Source organism: Limihaloglobus sulfuriphilus, assembly GCF_001999965.1.
Lineage (GTDB): Bacteria > Planctomycetota > Phycisphaerae > Sedimentisphaerales > Sedimentisphaeraceae > Limihaloglobus > Limihaloglobus sulfuriphilus.
Map to the genome: position 1 here is coordinate 1068382 of NZ_CP019646.1, position 17785 is coordinate 1086166.

13 protein-coding genes and 1 pseudogene are annotated in these 17785 nt (G+C 45.0%); all 14 read right to left on the reverse strand.

What is annotated here, in order from left to right; translation table 11 throughout:
- Positions 1 to 2: 2 nt before the first annotated feature.
- The 14 genes and pseudogenes from SMSP2_RS04090 to SMSP2_RS04155 all read right to left on the reverse strand — a co-directional run bounded on the left by SMSP2_RS04090 (position 3) and on the right by SMSP2_RS04155 (position 17750).
- Complete coding sequence (locus tag SMSP2_RS04090; RefSeq protein ID WP_146682737.1) at positions 3 to 1208, reverse strand: sialidase family protein; 1206 nt, start codon at positions 1206 to 1208, stop codon at positions 3 to 5.
- Between the two features lie 140 nt (positions 1209 to 1348).
- Positions 1349 to 2491, reverse strand: coding sequence for a uroporphyrinogen decarboxylase family protein (locus SMSP2_RS04095; protein ID WP_146682738.1), 1143 nt, complete (start codon positions 2489 to 2491; stop codon positions 1349 to 1351).
- A 33-nt stretch (positions 2492 to 2524) separates the two neighbouring features.
- Positions 2525 to 5125, reverse strand: a complete 2601-nt coding sequence (locus tag SMSP2_RS04100; RefSeq protein WP_146682739.1) for a sodium:solute symporter family protein — start codon at positions 5123 to 5125, stop codon at positions 2525 to 2527.
- 22 nt (positions 5126 to 5147) lie between these two features.
- Positions 5148 to 6281, reverse strand: a complete 1134-nt coding sequence (locus SMSP2_RS04105) for a sialidase family protein (protein WP_146682740.1) — start codon at positions 6279 to 6281, stop codon at positions 5148 to 5150.
- A 14-nt stretch (positions 6282 to 6295) separates the two neighbouring features.
- The gene (locus SMSP2_RS04110) at positions 6296 to 7363 is read right to left on the reverse strand and encodes a uroporphyrinogen decarboxylase family protein (protein ID WP_186804848.1); all 1068 of its coding nucleotides are present in this window, start codon (positions 7361 to 7363) and stop codon (positions 6296 to 6298) included.
- Positions 7347 to 8516, reverse strand: coding sequence for a sialidase family protein (locus SMSP2_RS04115; protein WP_146682742.1), 1170 nt, complete (start codon positions 8514 to 8516; stop codon positions 7347 to 7349). Before SMSP2_RS04115 ends, SMSP2_RS04110 begins: the two co-directional genes overlap by 17 nt.
- Complete coding sequence (locus SMSP2_RS04120) at positions 8503 to 9432, reverse strand: dihydrodipicolinate synthase family protein (protein WP_146682743.1); 930 nt, start codon at positions 9430 to 9432, stop codon at positions 8503 to 8505. Before SMSP2_RS04120 ends, SMSP2_RS04115 begins: the two co-directional genes overlap by 14 nt.
- Positions 9433 to 9453: 21 nt before the next feature.
- On the reverse strand, positions 9454 to 11316 hold the full coding sequence (locus SMSP2_RS04125) for an exo-alpha-sialidase (RefSeq protein WP_146682744.1): 1863 nt from the start codon (positions 11314 to 11316) through the stop codon (positions 9454 to 9456).
- A gap of 78 nt (positions 11317 to 11394) precedes the next feature.
- A complete protein-coding gene (locus SMSP2_RS04130; RefSeq protein WP_186804849.1) occupies positions 11395 to 13605 on the reverse strand; it encodes a LamG-like jellyroll fold domain-containing protein in 2211 nt (736 codons plus the stop codon).
- A 34-nt stretch (positions 13606 to 13639) separates the two neighbouring features.
- Positions 13640 to 14437, reverse strand: coding sequence for a type II secretion system protein (locus SMSP2_RS04135; protein WP_222566401.1), 798 nt, complete (start codon positions 14435 to 14437; stop codon positions 13640 to 13642).
- A gap of 107 nt (positions 14438 to 14544) precedes the next feature.
- Complete coding sequence (locus SMSP2_RS04140) at positions 14545 to 15357, reverse strand: LamG-like jellyroll fold domain-containing protein (RefSeq protein WP_146684812.1); 813 nt, start codon at positions 15355 to 15357, stop codon at positions 14545 to 14547.
- Between the two features lie 65 nt (positions 15358 to 15422).
- Entirely contained in the window at positions 15423 to 16541 is a 1119-nt protein-coding gene (locus tag SMSP2_RS04145; protein ID WP_146682747.1) for a GntR family transcriptional regulator, read from the reverse strand.
- A 114-nt stretch (positions 16542 to 16655) separates the two neighbouring features.
- Positions 16656 to 17072: pseudogene (locus SMSP2_RS04150) on the reverse strand (transposase); the annotation flags it as partial.
- A gap of 219 nt (positions 17073 to 17291) precedes the next feature.
- Positions 17292 to 17750 (reverse strand): hypothetical protein, encoded by a 459-nt coding sequence (locus tag SMSP2_RS04155; protein WP_146682749.1) that lies wholly within the window; start codon positions 17748 to 17750, stop codon positions 17292 to 17294.
- Between the last annotated feature and the right edge of the window lie 35 nt (positions 17751 to 17785).

The window sequence follows — 17785 nt, forward strand, 5'->3', positions numbered from 1 at the left end:
CTTTAATTTTCTTTTAACCACTCCCGCAATGCTGCGGTATCCAGACTCCTGGTAACACTGAATATGCCGGCCGGCCCCAGATGCTCGCCGAGGTATACGTAAATCCGCTGCACATTATTCTTTGTATCTATCACAGAAGCGCCTGGATGCATACCATCAGCCCCGGTAGTCATTGTGCCGGCATGTTTAATAAGGGTACCCTCAAACCGCCATTTTGATTTACCCTCTTTAAACTCCCGGGGATCTATGCTCCAGAGATTAAGCGTCATCTGCATCCGCTGCTGTTCTTTACCCTCGCCGCCTCCGCAGCGGTTTGTACAAACAGCCTCTATACGATGAGATACAGGATTTAAGTCAAGAGATACTGTATCCTGAGACCACGGGCCGTAACCTTCAATAGGTATCTCATCTGTAATATCAGTAGTTGTTATATTGGTATAGGCTGGCATAAGCGGCAACCATCCTTCGGGAGAAACGAGCTGTATGTACCTCCATGTCTTAGTTTCAGGCTGAAAGCTGTCTTTGCCGTGAGCGCGAGCAAGAATGAACAGGGAACCATCATGATAGAGGCCTGTTGGCTCTATCGCGGCGGCCCACTCGGGTATCTTAATAATATGCTGATGCCAGTTTTCACCGGTATCCCGTGATGTACGAATTGTTATAATCTCTCTGTTTTTATTGTGCGAAAAACTAACCAGACCTTTTTCCGGATGATTTACAATCACCGGTCCGTTATTGCATTTATTTCCAGATAATGTCCTTGAAGTATATGAATCAGGAAGATGCCGCCACGAAGCACCTTCGTCTTGTGAACGAAAAACACCATAAGCGGTTACAAGGACAACCGTACCGTCATCGGCAGTGCCAATGGAATTCCCAAAAGCAAGCATACAATCTTCGGTTGGAGTTTTGACAAAAGAACGTATATCTACCGATGAAGTCCAGGTCTTTCCGTAATCGGTTGAACGGGTTACAATTGCCGTTGAGTGAAATTGGTCTTTGTATTTTTTTACTCCAAAACGGGGTGTATGCTGAGGGTTTCTGTGATAGACCACAATGATGGTTTCATTAACGAGTACAGCAACAGGCCAGCCGAGATGCCAGTTGTTGCCTTTAAGCTCATCACCCCAGGGGATTACGACAGGTTCAATCTTGACTAACGCATCAGGGCTTTCATATTTGCCGATGAAAAACCGATGAATACGCACACAACGTTTAATAACCTCATCCCTGTTCTGAAAAAAAACGGAATCAGATTCAAATTGAGATTGTTCTGCAATAACATTAAATGCTGCAGAAAAAATAAGGATATAGACAAATTTTTTCATATCAGGTTCAACCTTAAAGTTTAAATCCATTTATGGAGTTCATCAATCATTGCCATAAAATTTTCGTAATTTGTTCCAACCGCGACCGAATGACTTGTACCGAAAATGAACCGCCCGTTAGGGGCAAGCTCAGTCATTACCTTTCTAACTGCATTTCGTACTTCTTTCCTGCTGCCGCCAATTAAAAGCTCGACAGGAAGGCCGCCCCAGACTGCAAATTTATCGTTGTATCCGGCATAAACCTCTGCTATATCCATTCCGGCTGACTGCTGAACAGACTGATAGCACTCTATTCCTGCCTGAACCATTAAATCAAGGATCGGCCAGTTGTTGCCGCACATATGCTTAATAACTCGCTGGTTATGAACTTTAACTGAAGCTACTCGCTGAGAAAAACCTTCGAGGAACAATTCACCATACATCCGCGGACTGATCATCGGCCCTTTCTGGCTTGCCAGATCGGTGCCCCATAAGACTCCAGACTGACCTCTGCGGACATAATATTTGTCATGTGCGTTTGCAGATGCCACTTTTGACATATATATTTTTTTAAGCTTTTCAGGCTGCATTGCCATAAACATAAGCCCAGCTTCCATGCCGCCGGGAAGAAACCAGGCTAACTCGGCAGCTGAGGGGCCAAGGACAAACTTTTCTTCGCCAAACTCAGCAATGAAAGCTTCAACCACCTCGAAAATGCTCTCATCCGGAGGTGTAATCACGCCGTCCCACATTTCAGCCTGCAGCTCCAGGCTGTCTTCCACGAACGGGCTGCTGATAACCGTAATATCCTTAGTGGTTGGCGAATAACGGTAAATTTTGCCATCTTTGCCTTGCCATGTTGTTTCATCTATCTGCTTTGGGGACTCAGGTGTGTATCCCTTCGGCGGGCAAATGCCGGCAGATTCGCAGCAAACAGGAATAATATCAATAAAATCCAGCTTCTTGTAAAGCTCAATTCCGTCTTCAATCCAGCTTTGGACAACCTCGTCGCGGCGGCCCTGCCAGAAAGCTATCTGGCTTTTTGCCTTGGCCCGCCAGTATGTCTGCCTGCCGAGAACCCCGGCAGCAGTATCGGAATCAATTGCAAAAAAACCGATCGCGGGCCTGTCGGGCAACTGCTTATTAAAAATCATTTCGACACGCTGTTTCGATGTGCAGCTCATTGCTGAATCTTTCCTTAAGTAGAGAATTAGCTTCTATTTCGATTTAAATACGGTAAGTCCGGCAATGTCTTTGCGTTTTTCCGGTATTACGAAAGAGAGGACATAGCCGCTTGCAACACAGGCAAGAATTCCAATTGCAGCATAAAGCAAAACAGAGACGCCCGTATTTATCTTGACTGTAAATAAAACAATCGCACCAATTAAGGCCCCTGCTATAGCGGAGATGCCGCCAACCCTCTTAGTGAATATCCCAAGCAGGAACAAACCGCACATTGAACCGCCAAATAAACCAAGTACCGACATAAATGACTCCCAAAGGGATTTAATATCTGCACTTGCAAACAACAATGCCAATACAGTGCCAAGAGTACCAAAGAACAGGGTGCAGAAACGGGCAAGATTCAAATAACCTTTTTCCGTCTTTAGTAATGAGAAACGCTTAACGAAGTCAGTAACAACAACGGTGGAGATGCTGTTCATGCTTGTTGACACGGTTGACTGGGCCGCGGCAAAAATTCCCGCAACAACAAGACCCGATATCCCAATGGGAAGCTCTCGTGCAATGAAAAGCGGAAAAATCGCATCATTCTGGTAGCCGGGGTCAAGCTTGCCGGGATTCATTTTGTAGAAGACGAACAATGCAGTACCAACACCAAAGAATAAAAGTGATGCAGGAATGATTATCAAAGCGTTAGTCAGTATTGATTTGCGTGCTTTTTTTGTATCTGAGACGGACATGTACCTCTGAACAACGGCCTGATCGGAAACATAGGGCACAAGGTTCTGCCCAATGCCCCCAATGACCATGACCCAGATCGCAGTTGTCATAAAGCTGGTTGAGCTAAAATCCCAGTTAATTGTGTGAAACTTTGCATTTTCATTGGCAATAGCGAAGAATTCTCCAACGCCGCCGTCTATATTTGTAAGTATAACCAGAATACTTGCACATGCACCGCCAAGCAAAACAAATGTCTGGATAGAATCTGTCCATATAACCGCTTCAAGCCCGCCCATAGTGCAGTATATCACACTCAAAACACCCATAATCAGTATACACTGCTCGACACTGAACGAGGTTATTGTTGAAAGGGCAAGTGCCGGCAGGAACATTACTATAGCCATCCTGCCGATCTGGAACAGGACAAACGAGAAACTTGCAAACAGCCTTGCAAACACATTAAACCTTCTTTCAAGGTATTCATAGGCACTTGTAGCGTCAATATCCCTGAAAAATGGCAGAATAAGAAAGATAACAAAGGGAGTAACCGCTATCGCCATCATATTTATTGTAAAGAACGTCCAGTCTGTCGAATAAACTTTAGCAGGAATCGCAACAAAGGTGATCGAGCTGAGCATCGTTGCAAAAATACTGAGCCCTGCCGCCCATGCCGGCACCCTTTGGCCGCCCCGGAAAAAATCGTCTGTGTTCTTATTGCGAGTTGAGAAATATACGCCTACTGCAACCATAGCCAGAAGATATACACAGAGCGTAATAAAATTTACTGCGCCGAATGAATTATCCGTTTCATGGAGCTTCCCGCGGAGTATTTCGGGGGTTCGGACTCTTGGTCTGATTTCGCCGCTGACAACGAGATACTCATCATCCCAGTTGAGAGCAACTGAGGTAACCGGCGTCTGCGGCATTTCGCCTGCCTTGACCCATGTATCGGTTATTGTATGATAAGCGAAAATATCCTTTGGAAATCCTGGATGGCTGTCTCCTAACTCGTCCGCTTTAAAGAACAGGCTCCCATCATCACCGCCATACACAAAAATATGGCTCTGGCCAACGGCTGATGCAGTGCCTGCACATAAAGCTCTCGGCGCTGAGGCACACTGTTTCCAGGAATTGTCAACTATTGAAAATTCGTAAATATCCCTGAGGAATTCTATCCCGCCGTTTTTCTTTTTCCTGCCGCTTATTACATATATACAATCAGTTTTACCGTTATGCTGTGCAACAGTCATATTGAAAGCACGCTGAGGACCCGGCCATGCCGGCAGCTGCTGCCAGGAATAATCAACTCCGCTGTCTTTTTGAGACAAGTCAAGAGCCCAGAAATTATTCATTGCTGTATCCAGCTCAGAAGAGCTTTGACCGCCGCCTATATATACAATGTTATTAAAAACAGCAGCACCTCCATAAGCACATGCTAGCGGCAATGGCGGTAAATATTCTTTGATGACCGACTTAGCTGACCTGTCCCATTTGAGTAGAAAAACATCTGAGAAGCATCTTTGCCCATCGGCGCCGCCAATACATATAACTCCGTATTCAGTTGTAACACTCATGCCGTAGGCCGCAGGTTTATCAAGTTTAAATCCAGTATACCACCGGTAATCAGAATCATTTTTCTCAAGCACCCAAATATCATCGTGCCAAACCTTATCCATACCCCAATAAGGCTTGGGAAAATTAGCTCCGCCGGCAATAATCAAAGCATCACTGCTGATTCCGGCAAATGGACCGGCCACACCAAGCGGCTCGTCCTGTCCGGCTGCTGCGGGCATTGTTGCCAGTTCATCCCATTTGAAAAACTCTCCCTGCTTAGAATTCTGCCCCGGACATGATACAATAAAAGTAAACAGCGAAAGCAGATAAACAAATCTGATGTGACGGTATTTCTTATCCAAATGAGTCTCCTTAAAAACGAATTTATTCCAGTGATTCGTATTTATCTAAAAGCCAATCGAGTGTGAATACAGCAAGCGTGATCCTCTCATAGTATCCATTTTCATAAAAACACGCAACCCTTCCGTCTGCCAGTACTGCGAGACAGGAATATGCAGAAGGTCCGGAATACAGTCTTTTTGAATCCGGCCAGGTCTTACCTTGGTCACAACTCAGGCGAACAGTCATATTGAGACGTTTATCTGTACTGGCAGCATTTGAAAATAACAAATAACTTTTGGCAGATTTATCGTAACGGCGGATACTTGCCTGGCAGATCGGATCAATCAGACTTTGGTCATGCCTGACATCTGACCAGCTCAAACCGCCATCACCACTATAACTGTATGCGCGGTCTTTCTTTGCACGGTCATAGTTTCGCATATTCAGCATCAACCGTCCATCATCAAGCTCCACGACTTCGCATTCGTTGTACATATCCTGAGGAGTAGAACCACCCAGCTTCCAGGTCTTGCCGTGATCGTCCGAATAAATTATATGTGAATAATATTTTTTGGTATCGGCTTCAATGTGGTCACATGGAATCACAAGCCTGCCTTTATGTTCACCCTTTTTCAACTGGATTCCCGCTCCCGGGCCGGTAGCATACCATGTCCAGTCAGGCTTTTTGACTGATGAAGTGATCTCAACCGGCTCTGACCAGTTCCGGCCGTCGTCGTCACTATGCATAATCCAGACAGTTCTGGTGCCAATGCCTGTGTCGTCTATAATCTCTTTCTCATTGTCTTCTCCAGGGTTATGAGTTGACAACAGCCAGATGGTACCCGTTATCTTGTCAACCACAAGACACGGATTACCGCAGGTATTCGGGCCATCATCCCAGATAACCTGCTGCTCAGACCATGTATCGCCAGCATCAACGGACCTTCGAACCAGCAGGTCAATATCGCCCGTATCCGAACGGCTATTCTTCCTGCCTTCACAAACCGCAATAACAGTACCCTTTGTCGAAACTGCAATGGCGGGGATCCGGTATGTGGAATAGCCTTTCTTGCCGCTAACGAAAAGGACTGTCTGCTTAATATCTTCTTTATTCTCACTTGCAAAACAGCCAGTTAAACCAACAAGAAACATGACATATATTATAATTCTATTCATAGTCTTGTTAACCTTTAATATACGCAGTTTTTACCTTTCTGATAAAGTGCTTTTATATTTTCCAGCGGTACATCAGTTTGCAAAATGTGGCTTGGAGATAAAATAAAACCGCCGCCTTCACCCAAAATACTGAACATATTCTCGACACTATCCGCCACGTCCTGTGGTTTGCACTGAGTAAGGAGATACTGAGTATCTATTGAGCCGTGAAAGCAGAGCCTGTCTCCAAACCCGGCCTTCAAACTTGACGGTTCCATTCCAGCCGCTGTTACCTGTATGGGGTCGAGAATGTCAACGCCGGCATCGATTATACCGGGAATAAGAGGAGATATCGCACCGCAAGAGTGAAACATAACCTTAACACCATGACTGTGTGCCATGTCAACTATTCGTGCAATCCTCGGAGCAAATACCACGTTAAATATATCCGGGCTGACGAGAAGCCTCTCCTGCATTCCAAGATCATCCGCAATCCTTAAAATATCAATTCTGCCTTTTGAAGACGTTATCATCTTATCGAAATAACTTGTATAAAATTCACTATATTTATCAATAATATATATACCAATCTCGTTATTGAGAGCAACATCCATTAGCAGCGTATCAAGTCCTCTTAGAAAGGATGGATGCTGCCACACACTCGCACCGGTTGCCATTATCGCAAAATCAGACCATTTCTCAAGCCTTTCGCCGAAATCAGTAAAATCAAACCAGTCAACACGCGGCCAGGTGTGGCTCTGGACATCATCCAGGCTTTCGGCATTCTGGAATAAAAAATCACAAAACATCTCTTCAGGGCCGGTTGGAGTGTCTTTAACCAAGGTTCGCCAACCCCAGTAATTCTGGACCACTCCGCCTTCTATTTCTTTTTTGAGCGGTACAGGTCCTTTGTAAACCGGTTGTTCGACATCCCGCAGGTCAACTATATCAACGTTGAAATACTCTAAGACACTCTTATGGCTGTCAAGTTTGAGTGCATTCTTAATCTTCTCAAGCACCCATCTATTAGCACTGAAATCCATTGGGAGCCTGTCTGCTTCATGGCAGCTTATGGCGGCTAAGACTCTATCTCTTCGACTCATTGCCATCTTTAAGCCAATCAAGTGTAAAAACCGCCAGTTCAATTCTCTCGTATGGATTCTTTTTGCCTGATTCAAAAAAGCAGCATATCCTGTTATCCGGCAAAACTGCCATACACGAATATGCCGAAGGACCCTCGTAAACGGTCTTTGAAACCGGCCATGTTTTAGCTTCATCAAAGCTCATTTTAACGGTCATTTTAACACGCTGAGTAATACTTTCCGGATTACAGAATAAGATGCAGCTTTTTGTGTTTTGTTCATTTGGAGAATATCTCAATATCGCCGCCTGACATCTCGGTTCTATAAGATTTGATTTAAACGCAGTATAAGGCCAGCTTTGCCCGCCATTGGTACTGAAAGCCAGTCCGCGTGAGCCTCTGTACCTATAATTTCGCATATTCATTAGCAGTTTCCCATCAATCAGCTCAACTACCTGAGACTCGTTGAGGCCCGGCAGTATAGAATCGCTGAGATTCCAGCTCTGACCGTTATCATCGCTGTAGATAACATGCGAGCCGAAAACATTGCCTTCAGGGCCGATATATGAATGATTAGCCGGAATGACCAGACGTCCTTTGTATAAGCCGTATTCAAGCTGAATCCCGACACCCGGACCGGTAGCATACCATTTCCAGTATTCCTTTTTGGAATCTTTTGTTATCTCAACCGGTTTTGACCATGTTTTGCCTTCATCGCTTGATTTGAGATAGTAAACGCGGCGTGTATCTTTGCTCTGTCCTTTAAGGATTTCCCGTTCGTGATCAGAGCCAAGGTTCCACGTTGAAAATAAGAAGATTGTGCCGGTTTTTTTATTTTCGACAAGACACGGGTTGCCGCATGTATTGTTGCCGTCACTCCATATAAGCTTAGTCTCACTCCATGTTTTTGCGCTATCCTCAGACCGTTTCAAGATAAGGTCAATATCACCCGTATCAGAAACCCCCTCTTTTCGGCCTTCACACACAGCCAGTACCGTTCCTTTTGAAGTTGCAATAATAGAAGGTATTCTGTAGGTGTCGTATCCGTCCTGGCCGCTCGCAAAAAGAGGTTTTCTATTAAAACTGGATGAATCCGCGTAAACAACTGAAATGCAGACACATAAGAAAAATACTAATTTTAATAAATTGAATCCGCTTTTATTAATTGTGTTCATTGAGTGCTCCAGAACAAAGGTTTATGATATTTAAAGCATCAATTTGCTTTTTAGATGATTCAGATACCTCTTCCAAAGGTAAAACAGGAATTCCTGAACCTATACCAAGAGATGCAACTCCATACATTATACCGGCAATCCAGTTCTCTGAATTTATAAGAAGTATCTCTCTTATATAATCCGCTCTCTTCTGGGCCTGTTCAAGCATCTCATTGTCACCGTTTTTAGATGCGTTCCATGCTGCGACAAAAGTCTGCGGCTCATAGTTTGCGCACACAGGAATAATACCTTTTGCGCCGCAAGAGAGGCCCCAGGCAATATCTGGTTCGTTTCCCTGAAGCAGATCAAACCCGTATTGCAGGGAAATTTCCATAGCCGTTTTGAAGTAAGCCCTGTCACCGCCGCTTTCCTTCATTGTTGTAAACCACCCTTGAGATGCCATCTGTTCCAGAACACTCAAAGGTATGCTGCTGTAAGTACAGGAGGGTATGTTATAAACTACCATGTCCATGCTGGATGCCTGCCTGCACTTATCAAAGTGAGCTAAAAACTCCTGATCTCTTTTGAGTGTATAATAGAAGCTCGGCGTCACTGCCATGTGCTTAAAACCTGTTTTTTCCAGGACCTTAATCTTCTCAACCGCTCTTCTGGTAGAAGTGCTTATCGCTCCGCCCAACAAAACGCGGTCAGAGTCAACTTCATCGCTTGCAATTTCCATTGCCCGCTGCCATTGATCATCTGAGAGCAATGGCCCCATGCCCGCACTTCCGCCGGCAAATATCCCGTCAACGCCGGCATCAAGGCATCGCCTGATTGCGGCTCTAAAGGCAACTTCATCCACATTTTCATTCTGATCAACTGGTGTAATTATTGGGACAATAACCCCATTAACAACTGCATTTTTATTGTTATTCATTATAACCTTTCGTAGCAAAATTCAATCACTGCCGCCCAGCCAGCCGGCACCAATTACCATTAAATCTCTGATATCAACGATTTTGTCCTGGTTAAAATCTCCATCATAAGCGGTAAGGACATCAGAAATACCGCCCTCTGTTATTTCTATTTTATCTATTTCTCCAATAAAAGACCTTTCCCCGCCGTTGAAACAGCCAATCATCAGATCATTGTTATTTCCCAAACTTCCGATTGTAGCGTCTAATATATCTATATTCGGCTTGCCGTCGAGAATAATGTGTAATCTTTTGGTATCTACATCGCGAACGACAACTAAATTGTGCCAGTTTCCATCATTTACCCTGCGGGTACTGGACAGTGAGACATTACGGGGGCCGTCACTCATAAGCATTCGAACCTTGCCATCCTGTATTCTGAGCCACCATGAAGCTACGCCAGGGGCAACATCTTTAGATAGTAACGAACCCGCGCCGGCTGCCCCGCCGTCACCGTGAGCCTCTGTTTTAAATACAACTCGAATTATAAAACTCGTTTCGGGGCCGAAATCCATAAAACTCCGTGTCTCCTGGTCTGTTATTCGGATACCCTTGCCGTTACCGGTAAAACTGACTGCCGTGCCGCCATCATATTTTTCACTTCCTTCAACAACCGCAAAAGCTGCCTCTGCAGTTGCTTCAAAGCAGTAATTTGAGGGATCCTTAACTGCCCCGGCTTCGGTCGGCAGCGATTCGCCTTTTTCGAATTCCTCAAAATCCAAATTCAGGATACCTTTTTCTTTGAGCCACTGCGGCATGAATTTTGCGAATGAGATTCTGTGGTACGGCCAGCCATCGCCATTTTCATAAAACAGTGCAATATTACCGTCTGAAAGGCCGGCAAGAGAACAATAGGCAGAGCTTCCCGGATAGATAAGCCTCTTATCTTCGAAAGAACGTCCGTCATTATAAGATATTTGAACTGTCATTTTTATTCTTGAAGTTGCAGAGGGATTGGCAAATACAACTGCCCTCTGGCCGTTAGAAGGCAGAATATGCGTAATAGTGCTTGCCTGACATACAGGGCAGGTTAAGTCATCACGAACCTGCAGCGGCGACCAGCTGCCTCCCTGATTATAACTTTTGCAGGCGATACGCCTGTTATATTGTTTATATGCTCCGGTGGGACGGTCATTACGCATCAAAACGCCGTTACTGAGCTCTACACAAGCAGCTTCGCTTGAGCCGGGGACGAGTCGGCCGCTTTCGTACCAGGTTTGCCCGTTGTCGTCACTTTGTATATTTCTCTCGATCGAGGGAACAATAAGCCGCCCGGAATTGGTTCCCATGGTCAACTGGATACCATTGCCCGGCCCTGTGGCGTCCCAGCCGTTGGGCGGGGTTCCAAAAGGTCTAATCTCAGGATAATGACAATACGGACTTGACCAGCTCGCTCCGTTATCATCACTGTAGCAGGACCATATCGTCCTGACTCCGTCACTTGTTCCATTAACAATCTCGGTTTGCGAGTCCTGCCCAAGATTATGTGTATTGAAAAGCCATACCCTCCCGTTTGAGATGTCTAAAAGAACCGTGGGATTACCGCAGGTATTAGGTCCATCATCCCAGATAACCTGCAGCGGATCCCATGTAACTCCGCCGTCAAAGCTGCGCCTCAGCACCGTATCTATATCACCCGTGTCGGATGAGCTGTTCTTACGCCCCTCGCAGATCGCAAGGACAGTACCGTCAGGAGCTTGAATAAGAGATGGAATTCTAAAAGTATTATAGCCGTTCATTCCCTGCTGAAATACTGTCGTATGAAAAAACGATTCAGCAGCGGCAGTCATGCAAAAAAGTGAAAATACGGCGGCAATTGTGATTCTTTTCTTAGTATTAATATCCATTTGTGCTCTCAGATAAAGAAATATTATATGGAGCAGAGGTGAAATACTCTCTGCTCCATGATAATTTATAAACTTAGATTAAAGACCTGACATAAGCCAGTTACCTGCCAGAATAGCCAGATCATTGAAATTAACGACACAGTCTTTGCTCAGGTCACCATGATATACATCAACTGTACAGCTTGGAGTAGTCAGTGTCCATACAGGCCCAAGGCGTGTAAATGAACCGCCTGAGTCTGAACCTGCGGTCTCTACCTGCCAGTAGTAGGTTGTGTTGAACTTCAAGTCTGCTACAAGAGCCGAACTGCCTGATGCCTCTATCTGAGCAACAGGATCCCGCATGTAAGGATCTTCTGAAATTATCAGAGTTTCAGAACTGATCGAAGCTTCGGGTATTGGTGTCCAGCTGTAAGTATAACTGGTTGGCACATCGATGGCCATATCCACAGGATCAGGATTCGAAGGAACTGCCACGGGCTGCTCAAACTCAGCAGGTCCAAGAGCCGTACGGCTAACCTTAACAAAATCTATATTTCCCTCGAAGTTTCGGCTGGTGTAGCCTTCTATACCGGCAACTGTTGTTGATCCGTTGGGGTTAATATCGCCGGTAACGTCATCTACTTCGGCCTCTAAAGCGTAATCAAGATAAAGCCTTATTTTCCCGGCCGCCGCATCTCTGACCGCAGCAACATGATGCCATTGTCCGTCATAGATATTTGCTGAACCTCTTACAGAGTTGCTGTTGCCGCTGACATCCTGAACCCAGAACCGAAGAGTTCCGTCTGCTTCAGTCCTGAACCAGTACTGAGACTGACCCACACCGTACCAGTAGTTGTTTTCCTCACTCATGACTGTAGCAAGAATAGCGTTGAGGCTGCTCTCGTTCACACTGAACTTTACAACTGACTCAATAGTAAGACTTTCGTTCTCAGGAACTGCAATTTTACTCTCCGTTACAGTCAACTGGTTATCACTGAAACCTTCAAAAGAAGCCAAAGAACCGTAATAAGCATCAGGATTACCAAATACTGCACCACCTATTTCAGGCTCATCTTCGAGGATGACAAGCAGATCACGGTTGTTACCGCTGGTATCGGCGAGCTGATCTCCTGGAAGAATATCACTGCCTGGAGAACCACCATCAAATTGCCAGTACGCGGCTAACGGTGTTACCGCTTCAACAGTTGCGAAAGACCATACATCGCTCATACTTGAAAAGGCTTCGCCGTCAACACTGCCTTCGGTTTCAACCTGCCAGTAGTATGTGCGTGATGCTTCGAGGCCGGAAACAGAAACGCTGTTTCCTGCTACAGTTTCACTTGCAATAACTCCTGACATGTCAGCATCAGACGCAACAGTCACGGTTTGAGAAGCAACTGTAACACCATCACCTGAAGCCGCATTCCAGCTCAGCTCAACTGAAGCTGTTGGTAAATCGTACGAACCGTTTGCCGGTGTTGGTTCAGCAGCGTATGGAGTCGGCTGAATGAATCCCTCCGGGGCCAAAGCCTCATCACTTATCTTGAGAAAATCCATACTTCCAACGAAATTACGAGTATCATAACCAGGGCCCCATCCGCCAATGCCCCATGGAACTGACAAGGTAACCGTCCCGGTTGAATCTGTTATGGAAGCAACAAGGATATAATCTACATACATGTGATACTCACTTGTAGATGTATCCCTTACCACTGCCCAGTGGTGCCAGTTGCCGTCATAAAGGTTTGGTACAGTTTCACCGCCGGGGGCCGTAGAACCCGGTGCAACATTAAAAGCGCTCTGGACACCTACATCATCCTTAACCAGAAACTGGAGGTTATTGGTATTTCTTACGCGCCACCAGATCTGTGTTCCTGTCTCTGGATCAATAACGCCTAACGGGGCACAATAGAGATCTCCGTCGTCATTTCTTGTTGGGAAACGTATCAGAGTCTCCATTGTGAAGCTGTCCCAGACTCCAAAATTAATCTGGGAACCTGACACAGGGCCGCCGTCACCAAAATCATAACCGGGCTCGAAAAACAGCCTGTTAGCGTCGGCGGTAAAGCCCATAGATGACCCATCACCATAATGGGGATTAGGCTCGACAAAGGTTGTCTCCCCTTCTGTGCCAAGTGCCACATAAAGGTCCCTGCCGTTTCCGCTGGAATCTACGATCCTCTGGCCCATTACCGTTGGGGTTCCCGGCATCTGTTCATTGAACTCCCAAAAAGCCAGAGTACCTGCAAAAGCACTGCCGCATAATGCTAATGCAAAAGATACTAAACAAAAAATACTAAGTTTTTTCATAATAAACTCTCCTGTAAAAAATATTAAAATTGTGTTACCAAACATCTGATGGGAAAAAGTATCCTTCAGGTGTTTCATTTTCAAACCCGGACGAATCTTTAGTTTCTACATGCCCATCAATATAACCGCAATTAACCTTTATAGAAGGTACTTCAGAACGGGGCTGTATTTTCATGAAAAGCCGTAGTTTCTCCGGAATAGATACTTCAAGGTCTCTGAAATCATGAAGTGACGAATTCTTCATCCTGTGTGCTGATGTCCAGGCCGGCTGCCCGTTTATATCGCCTCCGCCCATAGTCAGATAGTCCATTACCATAAGCGGGTCGCCGCCCTTGACAGGACGAAATCCGTAGCTCTCAAATCTAACCCAGTTCCACAAGAAGAAATACGAACTGTTAAGTGTCAGTATAGTCTTATCATCATTACCTTTGTAGAACTGCTCCTGCCAGTTGAGGTCTTGAGTCGGTACAGGGCAATTAAGATACTCAGGGCTTTCAAGATAAGAGCCAAATATATCAACCAGAGAACCACCGGCCAGACAACGGCCGGTACCATAGTAATATTTGACCCTGTTGGGGATAGTCCACCAGCCCACCCTGCCGGTTCTTGGGTTTTTATCCCGGCCCTGTATTGTTGGCGGCAGCTTGTTGTTATTTTCTGCCATATACAGATGAAGAGCTGTAAGTATAGTCTTTTGCCTGGTACCGCAGATTGTTCTTTTTGCCTGCTGGCGAACTCTCGATAAAGCAGGCATCAGAATGGCCATCAGCAAAGCAATAATCGAAATCACCACCAAAAGCTCTATTAGTGTAAACGCTTTTTTTATGTTCATGATCATACCCATGTTAAATTATAAATATGTATACGTAATTCAGCAGTACCTCTGACTGCTGAAGCCCTTGTAACAACTGTTAAAAGGACTCAAATGCTTAAAAAGAACTATTTCTTTTTTCTGATCAAGAGAATTGCACCAATACCAATCAAAGACATAGTAGTCGGTTCAGGTACAGCAAGAGATTCAACTTCACTTACACTAAGTTTGTGGTCATAAACCCTGAACTCATCGATTAAACCGGCGTATTCCCATTGAAGTCCGGTTCCATTATCATTATTTGCCCCGAAGTTGACCGAGACATTGTTGTCATTGGTTGTAAATGTTGCAATATCAACGCCGTACGGAGAGGAAGCAACTTCATTGCCGTCCAGATAGAGAACTGTACCGCTCAGATCACTTGCAACAGCTACATGGTACCACTGGCCGAGATTCAGTGTTTGCTGGCTGGTTATATCAACATTATCGTTAGTGTTGTGCCGTCCAAGAAAATTGAGTTGATTACTGACGATACGAAGTGCAGCTTCTTCACTGCCTGCTGCAGCATCAGAAATACTGAAGATGGTATCGGTTGCGCCATCAGTGCTGTTAACCCAGCCGCTGTAAGAGAATCCCGAATAACCAAGTGTTGTAAAGGCAGCCTGGTTTGGCGGGTCGATATGCAGACGGTTATCATCAGAACCGCTAAACGACCACGCGTTGCCAAACATACCGGCTGCACCGGCAACCGGATTATCGCCTGAAGCGGCAGCGATTGCATTTGCAATACCAATAGAATCCACCGCTTCTGTTGCCCCGGCCGTTTCATCCATAGCCCAATAGGCTATAAGATCAGCTTCCAGCATACTGCCTGAAAGAGCCCAGAAAACACAAACGAGCAATAACATTTTCTTAACTGTTTCTTTTTCATTCTTTCTCATTGTAAATTATCCTTTCACTGATAAAACACATTATTATAAAAGTAAATCACACTAAGTCATCAGATCTATATCTTTGCTATTGAGGCCCCTGAGAACACATTCAGTTCAACTGGAACACTTTCTGCTTCATTAATATTTAAAGCCCCAGTTCGTATAGAGCATAGCATTTGAGCAGCTTTGAGCCCAAGGGCGTACTCGTCAATTACTATCGAACTAATAAACCTTCGGGTGGAAGTACTTCGATGACAGTCGCCAAAGCCCACAATAGAGAGATCGCCCGGAACACTGATCCCAAGCCTCTGAGCCAGCCAGTAAAGAACCTCCGCCTCGTTATCATCGCTACAGAATATAGCTGTGGGCCTGTTGCCCGAAAGCAGAAGGTTTGCCAGGATTTTTTCCCTGTCAACCTCAATCTCCGGCTGATCACCGGCGGGACCGAAAATAATATTAGAATCGGGCATATCTATTCCGGCCTCGTTCATTGCCCGACGCAAACCAAGTACGTGCGACTCGGATACTTCATATTTATACACACCGAAATAAGCAATCTTGGTGTGCCCTTTTTCAAGAAGTATTTCACCAGCCAACCGGCCAACCTTCCTCCTGTCCCACAGCAGAGTGGGGACATTGATGCCTTCAACGCCTCTATGGCACAGCACTACCGGGATACCATTATCTATCAAAAGCTGAATCTGATACGCAGGCGTATTTCCGATTGTTGATGGAACAATTGCAACACCGTCTATACCCCTATGCAAGAGTCTCAAAATAATATTACCCTGTTTATCGACATCGTTATTCGTCTGGCATATAAGAGTCTGCATGCTGTTTAGTGATAATGAATCGTCAAAACCCTGTGTCAGCGAGGGATAAAGGCTTCGCCTTATACCAGGGACAATCAATCCGAACATTTCATCATTACTGGTCTTATGCGAAGAATCCGGTTCTGCAAGAAAAGTACCTCTGCCTTTAACACGATATATCATCCCCTCATTTTCAAGCTCGCGGAATGCCTGCCTGACAGTACTACGCGATACGCCGACAGCTTCACACAAGTAATTCTCACTTGGAATAGCATCCCCTGGCGAATAAGTGCCGCTCGAAAGCTCAGAAATTATATAATCCCTGATCTTCTGCCACTTATGCCCCGCCTTGCTGCCACTTGCCAGTTTAATAGTATCCACGCTGATTCCTGTATTTTTCTGTTTTTAACTTGTATTTTACTTGTTCGTACAAGTAGATGTTAACATACAATTTAAACATGTCAACAAAAAAATAAAAAAAACACTACTGTTCCATTATAAGTCGAATAATAACCGTTGTTTACAGTTTTGATGTTCTTTTAAATTGTAATAGTTTTTCATAAGTGCTTGTTCCATAGGGACTTTCTCAAAAAGCAAGATGCTGAGAATTCGCAGAATTTCGTGCAATGAAAGCTCCAAATTCAGTTCCTTGCGAATAATTGCAACAAGCACATAAACGCTTATTGCGATCCATATCTGGGTCTTGACGGCGTTGATCGAGGTGCCGTAAAAGGACTTTATCCTCAAGTGCTGCTTTATCCATTTTAAGAAAAGTTCTATCTGCCAGCGTAGTTTGTAAAGCCGGCAAACGGTCAGGGCATCCAGCTCGAAGTTGTTTGTAAGAAACACAAACGTTCGCTCTTGTTCCTGATCGCGAAAGGCAATTCTTCGCAGCGGTACCGGATGTACTTGTTAACCACTCATTAGACCGCTGAAAAACTCCAGATTCAGCCCTATTTGCTCTTTCAAAAGTTCATAGAATTGATAGTTTGACAAAATATACGGGACAGGTGTAAGCCAATCGGGACAAAATTGGGGCGTAAAATCGCTCATTTTCTGTGTCTGGACGTACATTTCCCACTGTTCATTGGTACTGACCTATGAATTTGATTAATCTCAGCCAGCTTTTTTTTAGCCGGTAGCCGGTGATTCCGGCCTGTTGAGTATATTTCGCACAGTCGAGGCTGAGAGAAATATGCCCAAGAATTTGAGCTGGTTGGCAATTCTGAACCTGCCCCACCCTGCATTGACTTTCGTTATCTGCCAGACCAGAACAGCAAGCTCGGTGACTCTTCGCCTTGGTATCTGAAAGGCTTCCATATAGCAGAGAATAAACAGCTTCTCGCGAATAGTATAACGTTTTTTATTATTCTGCTTTTTAAAAGCCTTCTGTAAAATAGATACCTGTGTCTGCAGCTGTGTAATCTTGGCACGAAGGAAGATAAGCTCTTTATCCTTCTCGTCAATATCCATCCCGGCAAGTCGTTTGAGGTCTCGCTTTCGCGCCCTCTCAGAAAACCCGGCAGCAAGAACAGCGACCTTCACAATCAACCTCACAGCAATGTTGATAATCTCTATGTTTTGGGACATATTTTTCTGCTCATAATGTTAATAATATCGATAAT